The 19,671-nt window shown below is 68.1% G+C and carries 15 protein-coding genes and 7 pseudogenes; 11 read left to right on the forward strand and 11 right to left on the reverse strand.

Going from position 1 to position 19,671, the window contains the following annotated elements:
• Positions 1 to 221: 221 nt before the first annotated feature.
• A complete protein-coding gene (locus LWJ43_RS32575) occupies positions 222 to 2,771 on the reverse strand; it encodes a helix-turn-helix domain-containing protein (protein WP_277335751.1) in 2,550 nt (849 codons plus the stop codon).
• Between the two features lie 179 nt (positions 2,772 to 2,950).
• Between LWJ43_RS32575 and LWJ43_RS32580 the strand changes: the two genes are divergently transcribed.
• The 5 genes from LWJ43_RS32580 (at position 2,951) to LWJ43_RS32600 (ending at position 8,483) form a co-directional block, all read left to right on the forward strand.
• The gene (locus tag LWJ43_RS32580; protein WP_277335752.1) at positions 2,951 to 4,036 is read left to right on the forward strand and encodes an alpha/beta hydrolase; all 1,086 of its coding nucleotides are present in this window, start codon (positions 2,951 to 2,953) and stop codon (positions 4,034 to 4,036) included.
• 58 nt (positions 4,037 to 4,094) lie between these two features.
• Positions 4,095 to 5,255, forward strand: coding sequence for a serine hydrolase domain-containing protein (locus LWJ43_RS32585; protein WP_277335753.1), 1,161 nt, complete (start codon positions 4,095 to 4,097; stop codon positions 5,253 to 5,255).
• A 256-nt stretch (positions 5,256 to 5,511) separates the two neighbouring features.
• Positions 5,512 to 5,736 carry a hypothetical protein gene (locus LWJ43_RS32590; RefSeq protein WP_277335754.1) on the forward strand — a complete coding sequence of 75 codons (225 nt, stop codon included), beginning with the start codon at positions 5,512 to 5,514 and terminating at the stop codon, positions 5,734 to 5,736.
• Positions 5,737 to 6,177: 441 nt separating this feature from the next.
• Positions 6,178 to 8,208 carry an HYD1 signature containing ADP-ribosyltransferase family protein gene (locus LWJ43_RS32595; RefSeq protein ID WP_277335755.1) on the forward strand — a complete coding sequence of 677 codons (2,031 nt, stop codon included), beginning with the start codon at positions 6,178 to 6,180 and terminating at the stop codon, positions 8,206 to 8,208.
• A 5-nt stretch (positions 8,209 to 8,213) separates the two neighbouring features.
• Positions 8,214 to 8,483 carry a hypothetical protein gene (locus LWJ43_RS32600; protein ID WP_277335756.1) on the forward strand — a complete coding sequence of 90 codons (270 nt, stop codon included), beginning with the start codon at positions 8,214 to 8,216 and terminating at the stop codon, positions 8,481 to 8,483.
• A 195-nt stretch (positions 8,484 to 8,678) separates the two neighbouring features.
• On the opposite strand, the pseudogene LWJ43_RS32605 reads toward LWJ43_RS32600, so the two are convergent.
• Positions 8,679 to 9,361, reverse strand: a pseudogene (locus LWJ43_RS32605) (IS30 family transposase); the annotation flags it as partial.
• 403 nt (positions 9,362 to 9,764) lie between these two features.
• Here LWJ43_RS32605 and LWJ43_RS32610 point away from each other — a divergent pair.
• A pseudogene (locus tag LWJ43_RS32610) lies at positions 9,765 to 9,872 on the forward strand (hypothetical protein); the annotation flags it as partial.
• Between the two features lie 110 nt (positions 9,873 to 9,982).
• Here LWJ43_RS32610 and LWJ43_RS32615 read toward each other — a convergent pair.
• Positions 9,983 to 10,221: pseudogene (locus LWJ43_RS32615) on the reverse strand (HNH endonuclease); the annotation flags it as partial.
• Between the two features lie 155 nt (positions 10,222 to 10,376).
• Between LWJ43_RS32615 and LWJ43_RS32620 the strand changes: the two are divergent.
• Positions 10,377 to 10,478, forward strand: a pseudogene (locus LWJ43_RS32620) (diiron oxygenase); the annotation flags it as partial.
• Between the two features lie 19 nt (positions 10,479 to 10,497).
• Here the strand turns inward: LWJ43_RS32620 and LWJ43_RS32625 are convergent.
• Positions 10,498 to 10,606, reverse strand: a pseudogene (locus tag LWJ43_RS32625) (transposase); the annotation flags it as partial.
• Positions 10,607 to 10,674: 68 nt separating this feature from the next.
• Positions 10,675 to 11,637 (reverse strand): zinc-binding dehydrogenase, encoded by a 963-nt coding sequence (locus tag LWJ43_RS32630; protein WP_277335757.1) that lies wholly within the window; start codon positions 11,635 to 11,637, stop codon positions 10,675 to 10,677.
• 178 nt (positions 11,638 to 11,815) lie between these two features.
• On the opposite strand from LWJ43_RS32630, the gene LWJ43_RS32635 reads away from it, so the two are divergent.
• Positions 11,816 to 12,454 carry a TetR/AcrR family transcriptional regulator gene (locus LWJ43_RS32635; RefSeq protein ID WP_277335758.1) on the forward strand — a complete coding sequence of 213 codons (639 nt, stop codon included), beginning with the start codon at positions 11,816 to 11,818 and terminating at the stop codon, positions 12,452 to 12,454.
• A 140-nt stretch (positions 12,455 to 12,594) separates the two neighbouring features.
• A pseudogene (locus LWJ43_RS32640) lies at positions 12,595 to 13,393 on the forward strand (IS5 family transposase); the annotation flags it as partial.
• Positions 13,394 to 13,607: 214 nt separating this feature from the next.
• Here LWJ43_RS32640 and LWJ43_RS32645 read toward each other — a convergent pair.
• The 4 genes from LWJ43_RS32645 to LWJ43_RS32660 form a co-directional block, all read right to left on the reverse strand.
• The gene (locus LWJ43_RS32645) at positions 13,608 to 14,387 is read right to left on the reverse strand and encodes a response regulator transcription factor (RefSeq protein ID WP_277335759.1); all 780 of its coding nucleotides are present in this window, start codon (positions 14,385 to 14,387) and stop codon (positions 13,608 to 13,610) included.
• Positions 14,384 to 15,535 carry a sensor histidine kinase gene (locus LWJ43_RS32650; protein WP_277335760.1) on the reverse strand — a complete coding sequence of 384 codons (1,152 nt, stop codon included), beginning with the start codon at positions 15,533 to 15,535 and terminating at the stop codon, positions 14,384 to 14,386. The genes LWJ43_RS32645 and LWJ43_RS32650 overlap by 4 nt, the downstream gene beginning before the upstream one ends.
• 88 nt (positions 15,536 to 15,623) lie before the next feature.
• Entirely contained in the window at positions 15,624 to 16,253 is a 630-nt protein-coding gene (locus tag LWJ43_RS32655) for a hypothetical protein (protein WP_277335761.1), read from the reverse strand.
• 239 nt (positions 16,254 to 16,492) lie between these two features.
• Complete coding sequence (locus LWJ43_RS32660; RefSeq protein WP_277335762.1) at positions 16,493 to 16,732, reverse strand: transposase; 240 nt, start codon at positions 16,730 to 16,732, stop codon at positions 16,493 to 16,495.
• Here LWJ43_RS32660 and LWJ43_RS32955 point away from each other — a divergent pair.
• Positions 16,703 to 17,197 (forward strand): hypothetical protein, encoded by a 495-nt coding sequence (locus LWJ43_RS32955; protein WP_346772019.1) that lies wholly within the window; start codon positions 16,703 to 16,705, stop codon positions 17,195 to 17,197. The genes LWJ43_RS32660 and LWJ43_RS32955 overlap by 30 nt on opposite strands.
• A gap of 61 nt (positions 17,198 to 17,258) precedes the next feature.
• The gene (locus tag LWJ43_RS32960; RefSeq protein WP_346772006.1) at positions 17,259 to 17,498 is read left to right on the forward strand and encodes a restriction endonuclease; all 240 of its coding nucleotides are present in this window, start codon (positions 17,259 to 17,261) and stop codon (positions 17,496 to 17,498) included.
• Here LWJ43_RS32960 and LWJ43_RS32670 read toward each other — a convergent pair.
• Positions 17,473 to 18,376 (reverse strand): annotated as a pseudogene (locus tag LWJ43_RS32670) (ISAzo13 family transposase); the annotation flags it as partial. The gene LWJ43_RS32960 and the pseudogene LWJ43_RS32670 overlap by 26 nt on opposite strands.
• A 201-nt stretch (positions 18,377 to 18,577) precedes the next feature.
• Positions 18,578 to 19,360 (reverse strand): transposase, encoded by a 783-nt coding sequence (locus LWJ43_RS32675; RefSeq protein WP_277330200.1) that lies wholly within the window; start codon positions 19,358 to 19,360, stop codon positions 18,578 to 18,580.
• Positions 19,361 to 19,671: the final 311 nt, after the last annotated feature.

Here is a 19,671-nt window from a genome sequence, read left to right on the forward strand (position 1 = left end):
GGGAGTGGCGGGGATGCGCCGGTGGCTCAGCCTGGGCAAGGACGCCGTCGACCACGTCCGGGCCGTCCTGCTCCAGCACGGCTACGACGAGGTCGCCGAGGACTACGCCTCGCCGCCGGCGAAACCGAAGAGCGCCTGGCCGTCGGGCGCGCCCGGCGCACCCGACGGGAACGCGTTCGCAGCGGATCCCGCACGCCCCAGCACCACCATCGAGCAGCCCCTCAATGGCCTTCCGACGACGTCCTCTCATCGGATGCGCGGCGCCCCGGCCCCGGTTTCACATAGCTGGGGACGCGGCCGGAGAGGTCGTAGACGCGAGCGAGGTGTTGCTGCAGCCGGATGTGCCGGAACTGGTACACGGCACCAGCTTGCCGGAGCACCCCCCGGCGATAGGCGTCGTCCAGGAAGGCGGCGGTGTCCCACGGCAGCCTGCGCGTCAGCGGCAGCCAGAACCGGCCCACCGTCAGCCATTGCCCCCACGCCGTGAGTGCGAGCACGTACGCCGCCGAGCCGCCCAGCCCGCCGACCGCCCCCAGCAGCAGAGCCTCCTCCAGCGTCCACAACAGCGTCCAGGGCAGCACCTGCTGGAGCAGGCTGACGACGACATGGCCGCAGACAGCGAGTCCGGCAGTGACAGCGGCAGCAAGCACGAGGAACTGCCGAGTGGCGGTTGACCGGTTGACGGACAGCAGGCGCATCGGCGTGGCCGCGGCGGCGATGTCCACGGGTGCCTCGAAGGCTGCGACGAGTCCCACGGACAAGCCGGCCGTCAGACCGAAGATCAGTCCCAGGGCCAGCGTGTCCTGAATCGCCGCGTTGATCAGATCCGCGCGCGGGATGGTTCCGGCCAACGCGCGGAACATCGCGTTCGTCCAGGCGTGTGCGACGCCCAGTACAGAGCCGGCCAACAGCCCGACCCCGAAGCGCGTGAGGATCTCTCGAACCGGCCTGTGCTCGACCCGGGGAGCCACGGCCGCCAGCCTGAGTCGTACCTGGGTCGGAACGGCCACGGTACGGCCCACGGCGGCAAGTGCACAGTGCGCGAGACCGAAGACGACCGCGGAGCAGAGCCCGAACATCGCCACCTCGAGCATCGTCGACGTCTGCACTGTGGGCACGTACCCGAGAGAAACGGCGAAAAGTATCACAAGCCAGTTGGCCGCGAACATGCACAGACCGCCCAGCAGCGCGGTGTGCAGGACGCGCATCGGCAGTCGTACGGACGCGCCGAGCCGCCACCAGGCAAGATCCCGACGCTCATGGGCACCGGTGGCCAGGCTGTGGGCGAGGTAGCCGAGCCAGCGTTCGGCTTGGTCAGGGTCGCGGTTGCGCCGTCCCGGGGCGGGGTCGGCCCGTTCGGGGGTGCGGTGCCGGTAGACCGTGGGCACGAAATTCGCCAGCAGATGTTCCTCGATGTGGCGACCGGTGGGAAAGCGCGCAGTGTCGAGCAGTTCGACAGGGTCGTTACCGGGCACCTCGCTGTACATGGTCCTGGCCAGGGTCACCATCAGCGGTGTTCCCAGGACCTGTCCTAGCTGGCTGCTCGTCGGGGTGTCACGGGCCCGCAGTTCGTCCAGAACGGCACCCCACACCCCTGTGGCACCGCCGCTGCCCAGGGTTGCGCCGAGTCGGTCGGTCCGGGGCAGGTACGCGGCCAGATCCTCGACGGTCAGGTCGGCCAGTTCGATGCAGGCTGCCAGCACCAGAGGCGTGTGCACGTCGCGGACCGCTCGGGCGTACTCGTCCCGCCGACTGGTCAGGACCACCGGGTGGGACGTGGCGTTGAGTGCTTCCAGCGCAGGGCCGCGCAGGGCTTCGGCGAGCTCGTCGAAACCGTCCAGGACGGGCAGAATCAGATCGGAGTCGACGAGTTCGGCGGCCAGCGTCGCACCCTCGGGGGTCGTACGGGCCAGATGCGGGTGGTCCCGTAGAAGATGGTCGACCAGCAGGTCTCGCGGTGTGATGGTCAGCGGGTCCCAGGATCCGATGCTGAGAATCACCGGCACCCGGAGCGAAGAACTCGGGGCCGCGAGGAGATCGAGGACGAACCTGATGGCCAGGATGGACTTCCCCGAGCCGGCGCGACCGAGAATGACCAGTCGCTGCGACTCGACACTCCGATAGGTGTCGGCGACAGTCCGCAGGTCGCCGTTCAGGTCCAGATCCCGGGCAAGGAGTCCCGGCTGCAGGCGCTGGATGTTCTCCGGACGGTCCATCAGGACGGCGGGAGCCGGCTGGTATCGCACGGGTATGGGGAACGGGTCGTGGACGCGACGATGTTTTTCCTCCCGCTGCCAGCGTCGGCCGACCTCGCGGGCCAGTGAGGCGGCGGCGTCGACGAGCGGGCCGGCCGGCGACGGCACGGCACGCTCGGGAACGGGGAGCGGCGCGGCCGGTGCAGGTGGCCCCGGCTGGGTCCGCGGCTGAACGGCGGGTGCCGGTTCCCCCGGCTGACCGGTCGGCGCCGGCTCCTCGGGCTGAGCAGCGGGGGTCGGCTCTCCGCGCGTATCAACGGGTAGCAGCGCCTCGGCCGGATCGGCGAGGGCCGGCTGCCCGTCCAGGGTCGCGGTAAGCCGTTGCCATTCCTCCGGCTTCACGTTCAGGACTTCCGCCACCTTCTGCAACGTCCGCAGCCGGTGCTCGGGGAGCCTGCCGTTCTCCAGCCGGCCGATCGTGCTCACGCTCACCTCGGCCAGCTCCGCCAGCTGCTCCTGGGTGAGGCAGGCGCGTTTGCGCAGCTGACGCATACGCGTGCCTAACTCATTGGTCACTCCGGACTCACTTTCCATGGGCACCGGTACCGCCCGAGGGTATCGAGACGACCGGTCACGGATGACCGGTCACAGATGACCTCCTCCTGACCTGCACATGCCCTGTTCTCCGGACCCGGTGGCCCGCATCGTGGTCGTGCCGACGGACCGTCGGTCACCTCGCACAAGGGAGTACCGGATTGAGAACTCCATCAGCCCGCCACCGTCGCCTCGCCGGCGTCCTGTTGGCGGCACTGCTCCCGGCCGTGTCCGCGGGATCGGCCGCCTGGGCGGACACCCCGGCCGTCCCCGGCATCGACTTCAAGGACGGCTTCGGCCTGAGCCAGGTCGCGGACGGCACCGAAGTACGCTCCAGCACCGACTTCACGATCACCGTCACCACGCCGGAAGTTGCCGGCCCGCACCGCATCCGGATCTTCCTGCCCAGCGGGTACGCCGACGATCCTGACCGGCGATGGCCGGTGACGTACTTCCTCCATGGAGGCGGCGGCAACGTGGACGATGCCGCCGCAGCCCCGGCCCTGCACTCCGACGCCATGATCACCGTGGTCCCCGACGGAGGCCTCAAGAGCTGGTACGCCGACTGGTACATGCAGAACACCGCCGTGGGGGCGGCCGACTGGGAGACCTTCCACCTCGAACAGGTCGTCCCCTACATCGACGCCAACCTGCGCACCCTCCCTGACCGCGAACACCGCGCAGTCACCGGGCTGTCCATGGGCGGATCGGGTGCACTCCACTACGCCCAGGCCAGACCCGACCTCTTCGGCCACACCTCCTCCCTCTCCGGCGGAGTCGACTTCTCCATGGCCACGGTCCGCGCCGCCGTACTCGCCACGGAGCTCAATCTCCCCGGCGCCTGGTGCGCGCTCAGCACCTCCAGCAGCCAGGGCTGCCCGAACTACGGACCGAACGTCGACAGCGACGCCGTCTTCGGCTCGCCGTACCCGGTCCTGGGCGCTGACCACCGCTGGAATGCGTACGACCCCGCCGCCCCTGCCAACCTGTCCAAGCTTCTGAACACCCAGGTCACCCTCTACACCGGGGACCAGGGCGTGATTGACGCCAACACAGCGACTGCCGCCCGCACGGTCAAGAACCGCTTGGACCAGCTCGGCATCCCCAGCCGGCTCGTCGACTACGGCAACGGCGCCTCCCTGTCCCCCCAGTGCGACGGCAGCCACACCTACGGGTGCTGGCGTCCTGCCTACGCGGACTACATCCCGCGCCTGGCGGCCGCCTTCGAAGCCGCCGCGAAGAACTGAGCCGGCAGGACCGGCACAAACCCGACCGAGCGAGACCTCTCCGAGGAGCGGACACCGAATGACCACCCGAAACGGTACGAAACTGGCCTCCGTCATCGGCGCCGTGTGCGCGACGGTACTGACGCTGTCCAGCTCAACGGCACACGCCGCCACTGCCGAGTCCGACCACTCCGACACGCTTGCCGCGCTCAAGGCGTTCCAGGCGGCGGCGGGGCCCGGTGCCGCAGTCCACGCCGGAAACGGCAGCGAATCCTGGACCGTGTCGGCGGGTACGGGAACCGTCAACGCCAACCGGCCCATCAAGGCCGACGAACACATCCGTATCGGCAGTCAGACCAAGACCTTCACAGCGGTGGTGGTGCTGCAGCTGGCCGAGGAGGGCCGCGTCTCCCTGGACGCGCCGATCGATGACTACCTGCCCGGTGTCGTCGCCGGCAACGGCTACGACGGCACTCGCATCACCGTGCGCCATCTGATGCAGCACACCGGCGGTCTCGGCGCCTACTCCCCGTCCCCCGGGCTGAAGACGCCTCCGTCGAACCCGGACGGCACCTTCAGCCTGTCGGCGGTGGTGCGGTACGCGCTGGACGCCTCGCCTCCGGTCTCAGCCCCCGGTGAAGGATTCACCTACTCCAACACGGACTACTACATCCTCGGAATGCTCATCGAGAAGCTGACGGGGCAGCCGGTGCACAAGGCCGTGACCGATCGCGTCATCGAACCGCTCGGTCTGCCCCACACCCTCTTCCCCGCACCCGGTGACCGCGCCCTGCCCACGCCGGCCGTCAACGGCTACCACGGCGTCCGGGTGGGCTCCTTCTACCTGTGGGTGCCGGCAGTCACGTACGACCCCTCGCTGTACAGCAGCGCGGGATCCATGATCTCCACGCTGGAGGACATGAGCGCGTTCTACCAGGCGCTGGCCACCGGAAAGGTCCTTACCGATAAGAGCCTTGCCGAGATGCGCACAGTGCGGCAGGTGGGCACCGACACGGGCTACGGCCTGGGCCTCCAGACGTTCGATCCCTCCTGCGGCGGTACGGCACGCGGCCACTCCGGCGGTGTCCCGGGCTACCAGACCTTCACCCTGACCATGGACGACGGCCGCTACGTCTCCCTCGTCACCAACGTGCTGGTGCAGGTCGGCCAGCGCCCGGACGCGCAGCTACGGCAGCTGCTGGACACGGCGCTGTGCGAGGACGCACCACAGCGCGACTGACGACGCCGGCACACAGCGTCCCCGTGCGGTGTCCTCTCACCGCACCGTCTGACGTGGCCGGTGTGTGCGTCGTGTAGGCCCCGTCTCCTGGGACGCGGCCGACGCAACAGGGGAGCGCACACCGGCCACCCGTCCAGCACCCTTCTCCCTCTACTTGCTTACGAGCGCGCCCTCCAGACCGGCTCTTCGTACGCCGGCGATCGGTGGTCACGCACTCCTCCCTCGTCCCTATGTCCCACGGCACCGAGGAGTTGACATGGCACACCGGTACCGGTGCGGCGAATGCAGGTTCGCCACCCGGTGGACCACCGAATCCGAGGTCGGCGATCTGGCGGCTGCTCACTACGCCGAGAACCACCCCCGACTCGCACTCGGCGGCATCGTCGAGGTCAACCAGAAGAACCCCCACTCCCGCGGGTGGCTGCCGATGCTCGGGATCGCGTTCCTCTTGCTGGTGATTGTCGCCACCTGCCAGTGGTAGGCCGCCGGCAGCCCGAGCGACCGGCGTCGTGACGGGTCGCACCCCCCAGTACGAGGCCGCCGGCCGCCGCGTCCGCGGACACGCATCCCGGGCCCCACCAGCAGCACCCTCGCTCGCCACACGGTCTGCAAACGCGCACTGGAGAACGCCCAGTGAGAACGCGCTCCCAGGACTTCAGCCGGACACACGAAAGGTCACACTGCCATGGCGGACGACAGCACCCCTCGTCTCACGCACCAACCGGACACAGCGCAGGCACCGAACGGTCCGGTGAGGCCGAGCCCGGCGGCAGATCCGACAGCGCCCCCTCCGGTACCGCCCCCTCCGCCCGCGATGCCGGGGAGGACGCCCAACGCCTCGTCCAACCCGTGGTTCTCCGTACCAGGGCTGCTACGGGCCCGCCCCAGCCGTGGGCGGGCCGTCTTCCTGGGCGGTCTCACGGTGCTCGTTCTCGCCCTGATCGGCGGACTTCTGTCGCTCACCTCCTCTTCCTCCGACTCCAAGGAGACGCAGGCCGCGCACCGTGACCTGCGACCGTTCAGGGAAGCCGTCGACGACCTGGCCACAGCGCCGGGGTTGCGCTACAAGGACACCTCGTCCTTCGGCATCACCGAGAACGAGATCAGCGTCACCGCGAGCGGCAGCCAGTTCGGCAGCACGTCGTCCGGTCGGAACGACCACGGGCGGGACGTACTGCGCATAGGCGGCAAGACGTTCATGCGGTGGCAGCACGACCCCGCCCCCAAAGAGGACCTGAAGGCAGGCGCGAAGGCCCCGCCCAGCGAGTGGACCGTGGGACTGGACGACGGATCGAAACTCGTGGACGAGGCGCTGGCGCGTACCGTCGCCCCGCCGAAGCTGGCCGCCGTGCTGGACAAGGCCCTGACCGACATGGAGAAGTCACCGCCGGCAAAGGGCTCCGGGCCCTCGAACTCGTCAGGGCAGCGTCCGTCGAACGTGAACGGAACACCCGCACTCGGCGTCGAAACCTCGGCGGGACGCCTGCTGGTGACCAAGGCCGCACCGCATCGCGTACTGCGCCTGGAGGCGTACGACCTCCGTGAAGGCCTCTCCGACATGAGGGAACAGATCGAGAAAGGAGAAGTGCCTGAAGCTCGCCCGAGGGTGACCACGGGTCCATTGGCATCCGGCGACGGCGAGGGAATGGACCTGACCCCGATCCTCGCCGACGCCGCCGACAAGATGTTCGACACCCTGGTCGAGTACGCCGACCAGCTCAAGGACGCTACCGACCGGGGTATTTCCTTCATCCTGGACGGCGCGGGAGAGATGGACTGCAGCCCGTCGGGCTGCACCGCCACCCAGAACTTCACCGGCTCGGTCAGCTCCATCGCGCGGAAGGAACGCGTCACCAAGGGCGAAGTCACCGCGGTGATGAGCGCCACGTTCTCCATCGACGGCAAACCCGCCGGCGAGTGCACCAGCCCGCAACGCACCTTCCCCATCCGCGGCAACAACGTCTCAGGCACCCTGAAATGCTCCAACCCGGCAGCCGGACCGCTCTACGCCTCGGTCGCGGCCCGCGTACAGGCACAAGCCCAAGCCGACGCCGATCGCTGCGGCTGCAAGGTCCGCCTCACCTACCCGCTCCGCGCCAGCACCCTGATCGACGCCCGCGCGCTCGCCAAGGTCGAGGCGCGGAAACTCGCCGACCGCGCGAGGGGGGAACGCGACGCCGCGACCTGCGCCAAGCCCCACAGCTTCCCGTCCGGCACCCCCGTGCTGCTCGCCGACGGCACCACCCGAGCCATCGAGGAAATACGTATCGGGGACCGGGTCGCCGCCAGCGATCCGCACGCAGGGCTGACCGCCACGCGGCCGGTGACCAACACCTTCACGACTGAGGGCGACAAGGACTTCACCCGGCTCACCGTCACCACCGACCACGGGCCGGCCACGATCACGGCCACGGACAACCACCCGTTCTGGCTGGAGGAAGACCAGAGGTGGAAGGAAGCCGGTGACCTCCGGGTCGGCGACACACTGCGCACCCCGAACGACGCCGGCGTGGCCGTTACCGAAGTCCGTGATCAGCGGGGCCCGCAACGCACACACGACCTCACCGTCAATGGCCTGCATACGTACTATGTGCTGGCGGGCCCCACTCCGGTCCTCGTCCACAATTATCCTTCAGGTGGCGATGATGCCGCTGAAGAGCTGATTCGGATGCGGCACTACACGAATTCCCGGGGCAAGGCAGGAATCATCCAGAGTAAGGTCATCAGAGCGAGTGACCAGAACAAGGTCTTCCTCGTTCCAGCTAAGGGAAAGCCTATGAGTCCGCGTGACGCCGAGCGCACGCTGGGGATCGGTCGAGGCAGGGGGAATCACGTGCTCGAATTCGACGTCCCGGCTGGCCGGGTTCAGTCGAGATGCAATTCGAAGATGGGTATCACCGAATGGGTTGCTGATGGCGATCTAGCGGTCGAGAACATTCAGGTAAAAAGGTGACGGACGTGACCCAGAGCATCCCAGTAGAGCTGGCGGGATTCACCGATTTGTTCCGGGATTTGGAGGAGTACGTAGTTTCTCTGGATCGGGTGCTGTCACGTATTGGGGCAGGAGAAGACCACCACATTCTCCTTGAGTATGTGGTGGAGTACGGCCTCCCTGCGCGACTGGCTCGAGCCCGTGAATTTGTGGGTGACTCCCTGGAGAAGGTCATCGGAGCGGAGGCTCTGGAGGAAATCGCCGAACAGGTAGACGGGTACAGAGGTCGAAATTGAGGCGTTAGCCTCGTTGGGACTTTGACGAACTCAGGAGGCCCAACAGTCGCAGTGCTGGTGAGCCTTCCCTGGTTTCAGAATGCGATCATCCACCGTCGGACGGTACTGGCGCTGACACTTACGACCTCACCGTCGGCGGCCGGTACACGTACTAGGCGGTTTCTAGGGAATCGTCGCAACACGTGGTTGGTTGTGTCAGGCGGCGAGTAATTTATGCAGGCGCTCGGCTGGATTTTCCCAGCCGAGCGTTTTGCGTGGGCGGCCGATGAGCTCGGCAGCAACGGCAGCCAGGTGCTCGCGGGTGTGGACGGACAGGTCGGTGCCCTTGGGGGAGAGCGTCAAAATGCGAGGGCAGACTCTGCACGGTCTTCACCAGCGCGTCGCGCATGTGCTCGGCGTCGCGGCCGTCCGGCAGGTGTACCAGCATCACGTAGCGGGTGGCGCGTTCGACGAGAGTATCGATTGCGCAGCCGTTGTCCTTTCCGATGATGAGGTCGCCCCCCAGTGGCCGGGCACCGCCCGGTCCTCCGCCTCGGCCGGTCGTTCACTGATCACGACCATCGGGTGGCTGTAGCGCGGCTGCCGACTGGCCGCCTGTCGCTGGGGCCAGCGACGTGTTCGCCCCGAGCGCAGGGCGCGGGCCACTTCACGGCGTAGTCGCCGCGGCCCTGGACATAGAGGGCGGCCTGGCAGACCGTCTCGTGAATCACGTACATCTCCGGCCGCCCGGGGAATTGTGCACGCAGAGCGTTGCAGATCCGCTCCGGGCTCCACCGCAGGGACAGGTGATGCTGGATGAAGTCCCGCAGTGCGGCATTCTGCGCGATCTTGCCCACCTTGGGGCGGCGTCGGCGGGCGTCGGCGCGGGCGCTGGACGACCATCTCAGAGAAGAACGGGAGCTCCTCGATGCCATATTCCACCAGCACATGCCTCACACGGATCTCCCGGAGTTCGAGCCCTGGTACCCGCCGTTCGGGGGCATGACCCAGCAGCCTGTGCCCTGAGGCCCTGAGGCCCTGAGGCCCTGAGGCCCTGAGGCCCTGAGGCCCTGAGGCCCTGAGGCCCTGAGAGGACTCCGCCGGAGGGCCAGCGCCCCGATGAGCAGCGCAGCTGCGCCGTGCGGAGCCGGATAGAACTGCGGCCCACGGGGTGGAACGGACGGCGGATGCCCCCGGCGACGGACGGCTCCACCCCACAGAGCAACCGGGGAGCACCCCGTCGTCGCCATCCGGGACCACGGTGGCGCCGAACTCGACGGCCGCCGGATCCTCTTCCTGGCCATGGACCTTGTCGACGGAGAGCCGCTGAACACGCTCACCGGCCGCCCGCTCTCCGTTGCCCAGGACCTGACCCGGGCGCTCCAGGCCAGCCAAGCGCTGGAGAACACCCACCACCGCGGCATCGTCCACCGCGACCTCAAGCCGGCCAACATCCTCATCGACCAACCGGCAACACCGCGAAGCTGTGCGACTTCGGCATCGCGCGCCTGGCCGAGGCCATCCCAGGCCTCCGGCCAGCGGGACCATGCGATCGATGTCCAGCTCCCAGGCGTCGGTCACCTCGGCCTCGTCGTAGAACGAGGACCAGGAACCGCCCCTGATCGCGCACCGGTCGCCTTGCTCCGGCTTCGCGACGGCTTTGTGACGGCTTCGGCCAGGAGCACCTCGCGGCGGGTGTCGCAGCCGTCGCCGTCCTTGTCGATCCAGTGTGGAAGGAGTCGCGGTCGTACCCGGTAGGGCTTGCTTCACCGAGGGGCAGGGCGTGGCAGTAGCATCAGTGCCCTTCCGCACCGTCCGCGCGGCGGCTGCGCCCCGACGTGGTCGGCCTGGTCGAAATGTGACGGCTGACCACCACGGAAGCAGAGTCCTGACCGACTCCTTTGCAGCCCGGGCGAACGGGTGGTGCCCTTCGTCCGCACCATCAACATCATCCTCGTAGAGGAGTCCCGGCACATGAAGTTCGCCCGTGCCGAGACCCGCAAGCACCTCAGCCGTCGGAAGCCAGGTGCAGCGAAACCCCGGCCTGACAGATGGTGACCTTGCCCGCGGCGCCGGTGTACTGCCGGGCCACGCACGCCGACGCGTCCCCCGTCCTTGAGGAACCCGGTGTCATCGATGACCATCGGTAGGCTTGATGGCCGGCTGCCCGGCCCGTGCACGAGATACGCCCATACGTCGGGGAGCGCGGATGCTACGGCGTCAGCACGATCCTGCCGAACACTTCACCCGCGTCCATCTTCTGGTGCGCCAGCACGGCTTGATCCAGTGGCATCACCTCGTGCACCACAGTGTCGAGGTCACCGCGGCTGGCTGCGGCGAACTGCTCGCTGCGCACGGCACACCGGTCGGCTTGGGAGATGGTGGCCGCGCTGAACGTGGCGAAGGACATCGACTTCTGGAACGCCGCCGTGATCTTCGTGCCGAAGTCTGCGGGCGGCTGGCCTGCGACAGCGCCCACAACCACCATGCGGCCGTTCGGATTGAGCCTTTCGAAGAACGACGGCATGTCCTCACCGGCCACCACGTCGATGATGACGTCGTAGCCCGTGGGAGCGCCTTCCCCTCCGTCGCCGGAGCGCTCCAGCACATGGGCCGCGCCGAGACGGCGTAGCCGCTTGCCGCGTTCGGCCGACGATGTCGTGACCGCCACTGCTGCGGCACCAGCGCGGGCCGCGAGCTGCACGGTCGCGATCCCGATGCTGCCGGCCGCGCCGCGTACCAGGACCGTCTCTCCGGGAGTGAAGTGGGCGTGGCGCAGTCCGAAGTGGGCCACCGTACCGGCACTGCCGAGCGTCACCGCGTGGATGGCGGACAGCCCGCCGGGCAGGGGGAGGATTTCCTCGACCGGTGCGACGGCCTGTTCGGCGTAGCCTCCGCCGGTGCCGGTGAAGCCCCACACCCGCTGGCCGATCCATGACGTGTCGACGCCGTCGCCGACCGCGGTCACGGTCCCTGCCACCTCGCCACCGGGGATGTGGCCCTCCTTGAAGCCGTAGGCGGCCAGAGCTCCGCTTCGGATCACGGTGTCGACGCCGCCGACACCCACCGCTTCGGTGGCGATCAGCACCTGCCCGGCAGCAGGGGCGGGCGTCGGCAGGTCGATAACAGCCAGACCCTCAGGACCTCCGTACGTCTGGATCGCGATGGCCTTCAACGTCGTCTCCCTTGTTCTCGGACTGCTGGGGCAGATCCCCGCTCCGTGACCGCAACCGGCCGCCGCCCGGCGGGAAGGGGCCTCCCCGCGACCGAACTGCGCGCCCCGATGCTCTCGGCGAGCTTCTACCTTCCGGACCGTAACGGACGCCCCCGTCCGTTTAGGTAAAGTGAGAGTGGTGACCGACCAATTGCCTCACCGCCTGCGTTCCGACGCGCTGGACAACCGGGAACGCATCCTCGACTCGGCCCGAGCGCTGTTCTCCGCCGGCGGCCTGGACGTGCCTATGCGGGAGATCGCGCGGCGCGCCGGGGTGGGGCCCGCCACCTTGTACCGCCACTTCCCGACGAAGCAGCTGCTGATCGCTGATGCCTTCGCGGACCAGCTTCACGCGTGCCGCGTCATTGTCGACGAGGGGTGCGCCGACGTCGATCCGTGGCGCGGCCTGTGCCTGGTGATCCAGAAGATCTGTGAGCTCCACGCCCGCGACCGGGGCTTCACCGAAGCCTTCCTGTCGGCATTCCCGGGGGGCCCGGATGCCGCCATGGTCCGTGAGTACACGGTGAAGGCAGTTGCCGAACTGGCCCAGCGAGCTAAAGAAGTGGGGCGCTTGCGCTCCGACTTCGTCTTGGACGACCTGATCCTCATCCTCATGGCCAACAAGGGAATCCACGCCACATCCACCGCCACCCAGATCACGGCCTCCCGACGCTTCGCAGGACTGGTGATCCAGGCGTTCGAAGCCTGCCCTCAGCACGCGCCCCTACCGCCCGCGGCACGGCTGGCACCCACACCACCCCAGCGCCGGTCGCGGTAGATGCCGGGTCTACTGCGGCGGAGTCTTTACCGTGGTCTTCGCGACCTGGTGCAGGCTCTCCTGGGTGAGGCGGGCGTAGTCCTCGGCGTCCGCCAACCTAAGGCCGTTTCCTACATGGTCAGTTGGTCGTTGTGTTTGCCATGGGAAATGGACAGTGGGGATGGATCGTTCCGGACGGGCTGTGGGAGGTAGCGAGGCCGTTCTTGCCGCCGGCGCGTGTGCGGCCCCAAGGTGGCGGGGTTGCGAGACATCGATGATGAGGCAGTCTTCGCGGCGATCATCTACGTGCTGGTCAGTGGCTGCGCCTGGCGGGCCTTACCCCCGTGCTTCGGGGCGTCGAAGTGGACCGTGCACCGCCGCTTCGTCATCTGGTCGAGAGCCGGTGTATGGGGGCCGATTGCATCAGGAGATTTTCCAGCTCCTGGATGAACGGGACCTGCTCGACCTGTCCCGAGCGGTCCTGGACTCCGCGCACGTGAGGGCTGGAAAAGGGGCGAACTCACAGGTCAGAGCCCCGTGGACCGGGGCAAGCCGGGTTCCAGGACGCACGTCCTGTCGGACGCGAACGGACTGCCCCTCCTCGTCGGCCTCTCCGCGGCCAACACCCACGACAGCCTCGCGCTGAAGCCAGTGATCACCGGCCACCGAACGAGACGCGACCCCCACCGCAGCCGGTACTTCAAACCCCAGCGTGTCCACGCGGACAAGGCATACGACGTACCTCACCTGCGGCGATGGCTCTGGGGCAAGCACATCGGGGTCCGCATCGCCCGCAAGGGCATCGAGTCCAGCGAACGGCTCGGCCGCCGCAGATGGGTCATCGAACGCACCATGTCCTGGCTCACCGGCTACCGCAGACTCAACCACCGATACGAACGACACCCCCGCAACTACCTGGCCTTTCTCGGACTCGCAGCCGCCCTCTGCTGCTACAAACGGTTCCTCAAGCTGACCATGCAGGACACGGTCATATGGCGATCTCTGGCCACTGACACCGGGTGGTGCCTTGTGTCCGGGCGACCGACGCGGAGCGGTGCATCCGCAGGTGGCTCACTGTCATGAAGTTGGTATATCGCTCCGTTGACGTCGTCTCGTGCTGCGCGAAGTTGTACGGGGTATCGCCAACCGGCGAACAGTCCGCTTCGCGTCGCCACTACCTCTCAACGCCTCCAAGCACCCCACGAAGTGGGGCTGCTGCCGTCGTCCTGGCGGAGCCGGAAGACGACGCCCTGGCCACGTAGTTCATCGGGTCCCTTCGGCCCGGTACCGCCAGCCCTGCCTCATAGGCCGTGATCACCGCCTGGATGCGGTCACGGAGGCCGAGCTTGGCAAGAATGTTGCTGACGTGGGTCTTCACGGTGTGTTCGCTGATGACCATGGTCACGGCCATCTCCGGGTTGGTGAGGCCGCGGGCGAGCAGGCGCAGGGTCTCGGTCTCGCGCGAGGTGAGGGAGTCGAGGCGCGGGTCGGGGAGCAGCGGCACAGCTGTGGGTGCGTTGGTGCAGTGGGTAATGAGCTTGCTGGTGACGGAAGGCGAGAGGAGGGAATCGCCGCCCGCGACGACCCGGACCGCGTGGGCGAGATCGTCGCGCCGGACGTCCTTGAGGAGGAAACCGCTCGCGCCCGCGCGCAGCGCCTCGAACACGTACGCGTCGAGGTCGAAGGTGGTCAGGATGATCACGCGGGTGGCGGTGGTAGCGCAGATCTCGGCAGTGGCGGTGAGGCCGTCGGTGCCTGGCATGCGAATGTCGAGCAGTGCGATGTCCGGGGCGTGGGCCCGTACCGCCGCGATCGCCTCGGCGCCGTCGGCGGCCTCCGCGACGACCTCGATGTCCGGCTGGGCGTCCAGAATCATCGTGAAGCCGGCCCGGACCAGTTCCTGGTCGTCGGCGACGACCACGCGCAGCGGCCTGGCCGCCGTACCGCCGCTCATGACGGAAGGAGGAGAGGGAGGCGGGCGCGGACCCGGAAGCCTGGGCCGTCGGTACGGGGACCGCATTCGGCGGTTCCGCCGCACGAACGTGCGCGTTCCCGGATGTTGATCAGGCCATGGCCGCCGGAGGGCAGGGAACGGGCGGGCCGCTGTCCGGTGGCCACGCCGTCGTCGGTTATGTCGAACTGCACGATGCCTTGGTCTTCCTGCCAGTGGAGGTGAAGCCGGGCGCGGTCGGTGCCCGCATGCCTGACGATATTGGTCAACGCCTCCTGGACGATGCGGAATGCAGCAGTCTCCACGTGCGGGGCGAGCGGACGGTAGCCGGCCCCGTCAGGCTGCGGGTACTCGACGGTGATGGCCGAGCCGTCGGTCTGCGTGCACTCGACCGTGAGGCCCGATCCGGCGGTCAGGACGGGTAGATCGGCGAGGGTGGGCTGGGGGGTGCGTTCGGGCTGCTCGGCCCGGTCCGGGCCGAGCACCTTGAGGATCCCTCTGAGCTGCACCATCGCATCGCGCCCCGCACTCGCGATGGCGTCGAAGGCACGCTCGGCGCGAGCCGGGTCCGTGGCCAGGACTACAGGTCCGGCCTCGGCCTGGACGACCATCAGGCTCACCGCGTGGGACAGGATGTCGTGCATGTCCCGGGCGATTCTGGCCCGTTCGGCGAGTGCGGCCTTCTCTACTTCCACCAGACGCTCACGCTCAAGCCGTTCGGCGTGGGCCCGGCCGGCCGCGGCCGCCCTGCCGAGCGCGTAAGCCGCGACGCACAACACGCTCATCCGCAGCCCGGATTCGGAAGAGGCGAGCGCAAAACTGCCGAGTACGGTCGCGGCGACCACCGTGTTACGGGCCCACCGCCCCGACCGCTCGGCGACCGAGTGGATCGCCACCACACCGGCGTACCAGACCGGTTGAGGCGGCACCTCGCCGACGTAGTCATAGCTACTGGTCGCCGCGAGGCTCACCAGCAGTACCGTTATCGGGTGGCTCCGCCGCCAGTACAGCGGCACTGCCGAGGCCAGTACGACCAGGACGCCCCACCCGCTCCACGGTCCGCCGCCCCCGCCGGCCCGTGCGGCGAAGGGCCAGAGCTGGGCGGCGGCCACGAGGGCCGTGAGCCCGGTGTCGACCGCGCGTGGGGACAAGGCGCGAAGCCGCCCCCGTATCCGGTCCGCCCCCACGCCAATGCCTCTCCAGATCACAGCTCCCCCGAACACAGTTCTCCCTGACGCGTCACCGCGCACCGCCCACCGCCGGGTGCCCCTTGCCACGGTCGTCCGCCGAGCCGGGGGCGGCCTGCTGCGACTCCATCACCCGCGCGATCTGCGCGAAGGAGATGGACAGTAGCAGCGCACCGACCGGGATCAGATCCTTGTCGGCCAGCGGCATCACCAGGTCGGCGAGGACGAGGACCGCCGTCCACGGCTTGACCACCCTGACAACGGCCAGCCGCACGATGAGGGCGAGCATCCCCACATAGAAGAGGTACGGGCCGAAGTCGTAGACGATCGCTGCCACACCGGGCACTTCCGAGGCCCGTTCCGTGAACAGGGACATCTCCAGGTGGTCCGCGGACACCGCCCCCGCCACCAGGTCGATCCCGAACTGCATCAGGAGGACGGTGACTCCGGCCGTCGCCGTCCAGTACGCCACAGCCGCGACTCGGTCGCCCGACGGGGCGAGCCCCCTCAGCCAACGGAACACCACCGCGAAGAGAACCAGCGCCGCGCAGAACGCCAGATGCCCGATGGTCCAGGCGGGGCCGGGGCCTCGCTCGCCGTCCAGTCCGTCCGCGATCCGGAACAGGCCGTAGGCGAAGGTGAGCGCGGGTACCGCGAGCATGACCATACGACGGTTCATCATGAACTACCCAACTCCAGGGTTCGCCGGTGCTTCGGTGCGCCCGGCGGGGACACAACTCATCCTGGAGCGACCGACCTCCTGGCGGATCGCCGGAGCGAGGGGTCTTCGCCCTCCTCCGCGCGACGGATACGGCCGCCACTGCGGCTACCGGTCGCGGTCGATCAACTTCCGCAAGTCGGGGGCTGAAGGAGGAGCAAGGAGGCCTAACTTGACTCTGTCGGGGATCTTGAAGGTGCCGGTCAGGTTCCCAAGGTTCGCCAGGACTTCGGCCGGGGTATCTCGCGCTGGTCGAGGAAGCGCTGGAAGGCAGTCGGTCGGCGGGACGTCGGTGTTTCTTCGGCCGGTGGCAGTCCGCTGAGGCGCTCGATGTTGACGGCAATGGCTGTCAGAACGTGCTGGATGTGGGCCTTTCCCTGTCCTCGGTAGCGGCAGCGCCGTATTCCGTGTCCGTGGGCGAACTCGTTGACTGTGCCCTCCACTCCCGAGCGGACATCGTCGACACTGCGGTCTCGGCCGATGGTGTTGTATCCGATCCGGTTCCCGTAGACGCCGAAGACAGCGGCCCGTCCGCGACCGCGGTTGACGGTGACCTACCCGATTCCGTGGGACCGGAGCACGCGATGATCGCGCGACGTCGTGTCAAGCGCCCCGGGCGCGGCTCTGCCCGGTGGCGTATGCGCAAGCAGGCCTACACCGGCTATATCCATGTCGGCGTTGTCGTCATCGGCTGGCTGTCTTCCCAGGTGGTGTACTGGCTCGCTGTCCGCCCCTGGGTTCCCCTGTTCTTGGCGCTTCTGGCGGGAGCCGGTGGTTTCGTCTGGTTCCGCTCCCGCGTGCAGGCGCAAGCCCTGCGGCACACCCAGGTGAGAGCCCTTAGGTACCCGATGGCTGCCCTGCGGACGGGCTGCAGCACCGGCAGTTCGAGCACGCGATACGCGGTCTGATGCTCCGTGACGGCTGCGCGGATGGTCCAGGTCGGCGGCGCCGGCGATAACGGGGCCGGACGTGAAGGCCACCGGCCCGTTCGGGCGACGCTGGGTCCTCCAGTGCAAACACCGCCGTGCGGGCCTTGCCGGAGCAGTGGTCGGGACACCTGATCTGCGTGTCCTCAACGGCACCGGGCGCCCCGTCCACAAGGGCGACGTCATCGTCCTGGTCACCAACGGCCGCTTCATAAAACCCGCGACCGGTGTCGCCCGGTCCCAGCGTCTGTACCTTGCGGGCGGCTGTTCCAGTTCATGGTGATGTGCGAGAAGAGCCGGTGCTCGATCTTCCACTTCGATGTGCCTGGTGGTAGGTGACACATGGTGATCGTGAGCCCGGTTTCAGCTGCGAGTTGGGCCAGCTTGAGCTTCCAGGACCGGGTGCGGCCGTTGGATCCGCCGGCGTCGGCGGTGATCAGCAGCCGTGTCGCCTGAGGGTAGGCAGCCTGGCCCTGGCCGTGCCACCAGCGGCGGATCGATTCCTCTGCGAACGCGGCGGTGTCGTGATCGGTGCCGACGTTGACCCAGCCGGTGTTCGCGGTCAGATCGTAGATTCCGTAGGGGATGGCTTTGCCCAGCTGCGGGTCGGCGAAGTCGTGGACGCTGACCGGGACAGGCTTGCCGGCGGGAGGCCACTGGAGTCGCTGACGAGCTCCTTCTTCTTGGTGTCCACGCTGATGACCGGCTGGCCGGCGTCCCGGCAGTTGCGGGCCTGCTTGTTGAGGTAGCGGAACTGGGCATCCCGGTCCGGATGCTGACTGCCCTCGAGCGTCTTCGCGTTGGTCTGAAGACTGAAGCCTTCCTCCCGTAGCAGGTCGCCCACGGTATCGGCGCTGATCCGGTGCCCGGCCCGGGCCGGCTCCGCCGCGAGCGTACGGGTCGATTTCACCGTCCACCGCAGCGGCGACATGGGGTCGCCTCTCTCGTCGGGCTCGACCAGGGCCAGTAGTGCCGGCCGCAGCCCCGGATCCAGATCGGCGACCCGTTTGCGTCCTCCGCCGGGACGCCGGACCCGCCCCAACGGCCCCTCTCCGGATTCCAGCTCGAACACGCCATTGCTACCGTTGTCTCGCTGACCTGGGCCGCCCGGGCGACAGCGCGGATGCCACCATGCCTCAGCAGCCGGGCCTCGGTTCCCATCAGCAGCCGTCGCTGCCGCTCGTCCAGATGTGGGAACAACACCGCGAACGTCGCGGAGAGTTGGTCACGGGTCTCGTCCGGGGATGCGCATACCAGACCAACCAGCCTCAGGGCGGGAAGCAACACCTTGATGATCTGCAATCCCTAACGAGCTCGTGCACGGTTAGCGGTGAGACGTCGAAGAGCCGGGGGCCTCGGTGCTCACGTCTGCCACGCCAGGATCCGGTCTGCGGTCTGTTGCTGGGACAGCAGGCCGGCGATGGCTTGGACGGTGTCGTCCATGTGCTCGCGGCGGCCGACGTGGCGAGCCAGTGCCCGCCAGTTCTTCAGGTGGGCGATGCCGTGCTCGACCCGGATGCGGCGTGAGGAGTGCGTTTTGCGCTGGCGCTCGTGTATCTCCTCGTACCAGTCCGGGGCGTTCTTCTTGAACTTGCGGTGCGGGGGCGTCACGACGCGTCCGCCGGTCTGTGCTCCGAGTCCTTGGTAGCCGGCATCGGCGAGGATCTCGACCGCTGGACCGTCGGTCAGGAGCTTGACCAGCCCTAACTCGCGGGCGTGGGTGATGTCCGCGCAGCTTCCGGGCTTGGTCGGGCTGCAGAACAGCAGCCGTCCGTCCCCGTCGGTGAACACCATGGCCTTCACGGCGTTCTGCTTGTTCTTGCCGGAGATGAACCTGTCTCGGTCCTTGCGGCCGACGGCCGGGCGGCGGACCCGGATCTCGGTGCCGTCGATGATGCCCGTCTTCCCGGTCTGGCCGAGATGCTCCACGACCTCAGCCAGAGTTCGCAGCCGCACGTCGGGGCTGACGGTGGACCCTCGCTCGGCGAGCGGGGGTCGCACCTCACCGACAGCCCGGGTGACGGTCGAGCGGTCCACACCGAACCAGCAGGCCAGTACCTCATGAGTAACCCCATGGCGAAGGTGCACCAGCGTGGCCAGGAGCCGGTCGACGAACACCATCTGGTGCTTCGCGCCAGCGCCCACGGCACGCTTCCGCGGCCTGGACGCAAGCCTGGCCTGGTGCCGCTCATGCCACAACGGGCCCACCTCAGCAACAAGTTCAGCGATCACAGCGGGCGACAAGCCCGTGATCCTCCGGTCGCTGATGATTGCTGTGCGCGTCACGTTCCCCACCACGCAGCCATGATCGCCGATCCGCGCTCGACGTCTCACCGCTAACCGTGCACGAGCTCGTAAGGGCTGTCCCGTAACTGCTGGTCACGGAGCTGTCCAGGGTGCGGAAACTGCGTAGCTACTAAGATCGCGGTGCCGGTATCGTCCGGCTTCTCGACCCG

Source organism: Streptomyces sp. JH34, from assembly GCF_029428875.1.
GTDB lineage: Bacteria > Actinomycetota > Actinomycetes > Streptomycetales > Streptomycetaceae > Streptomyces.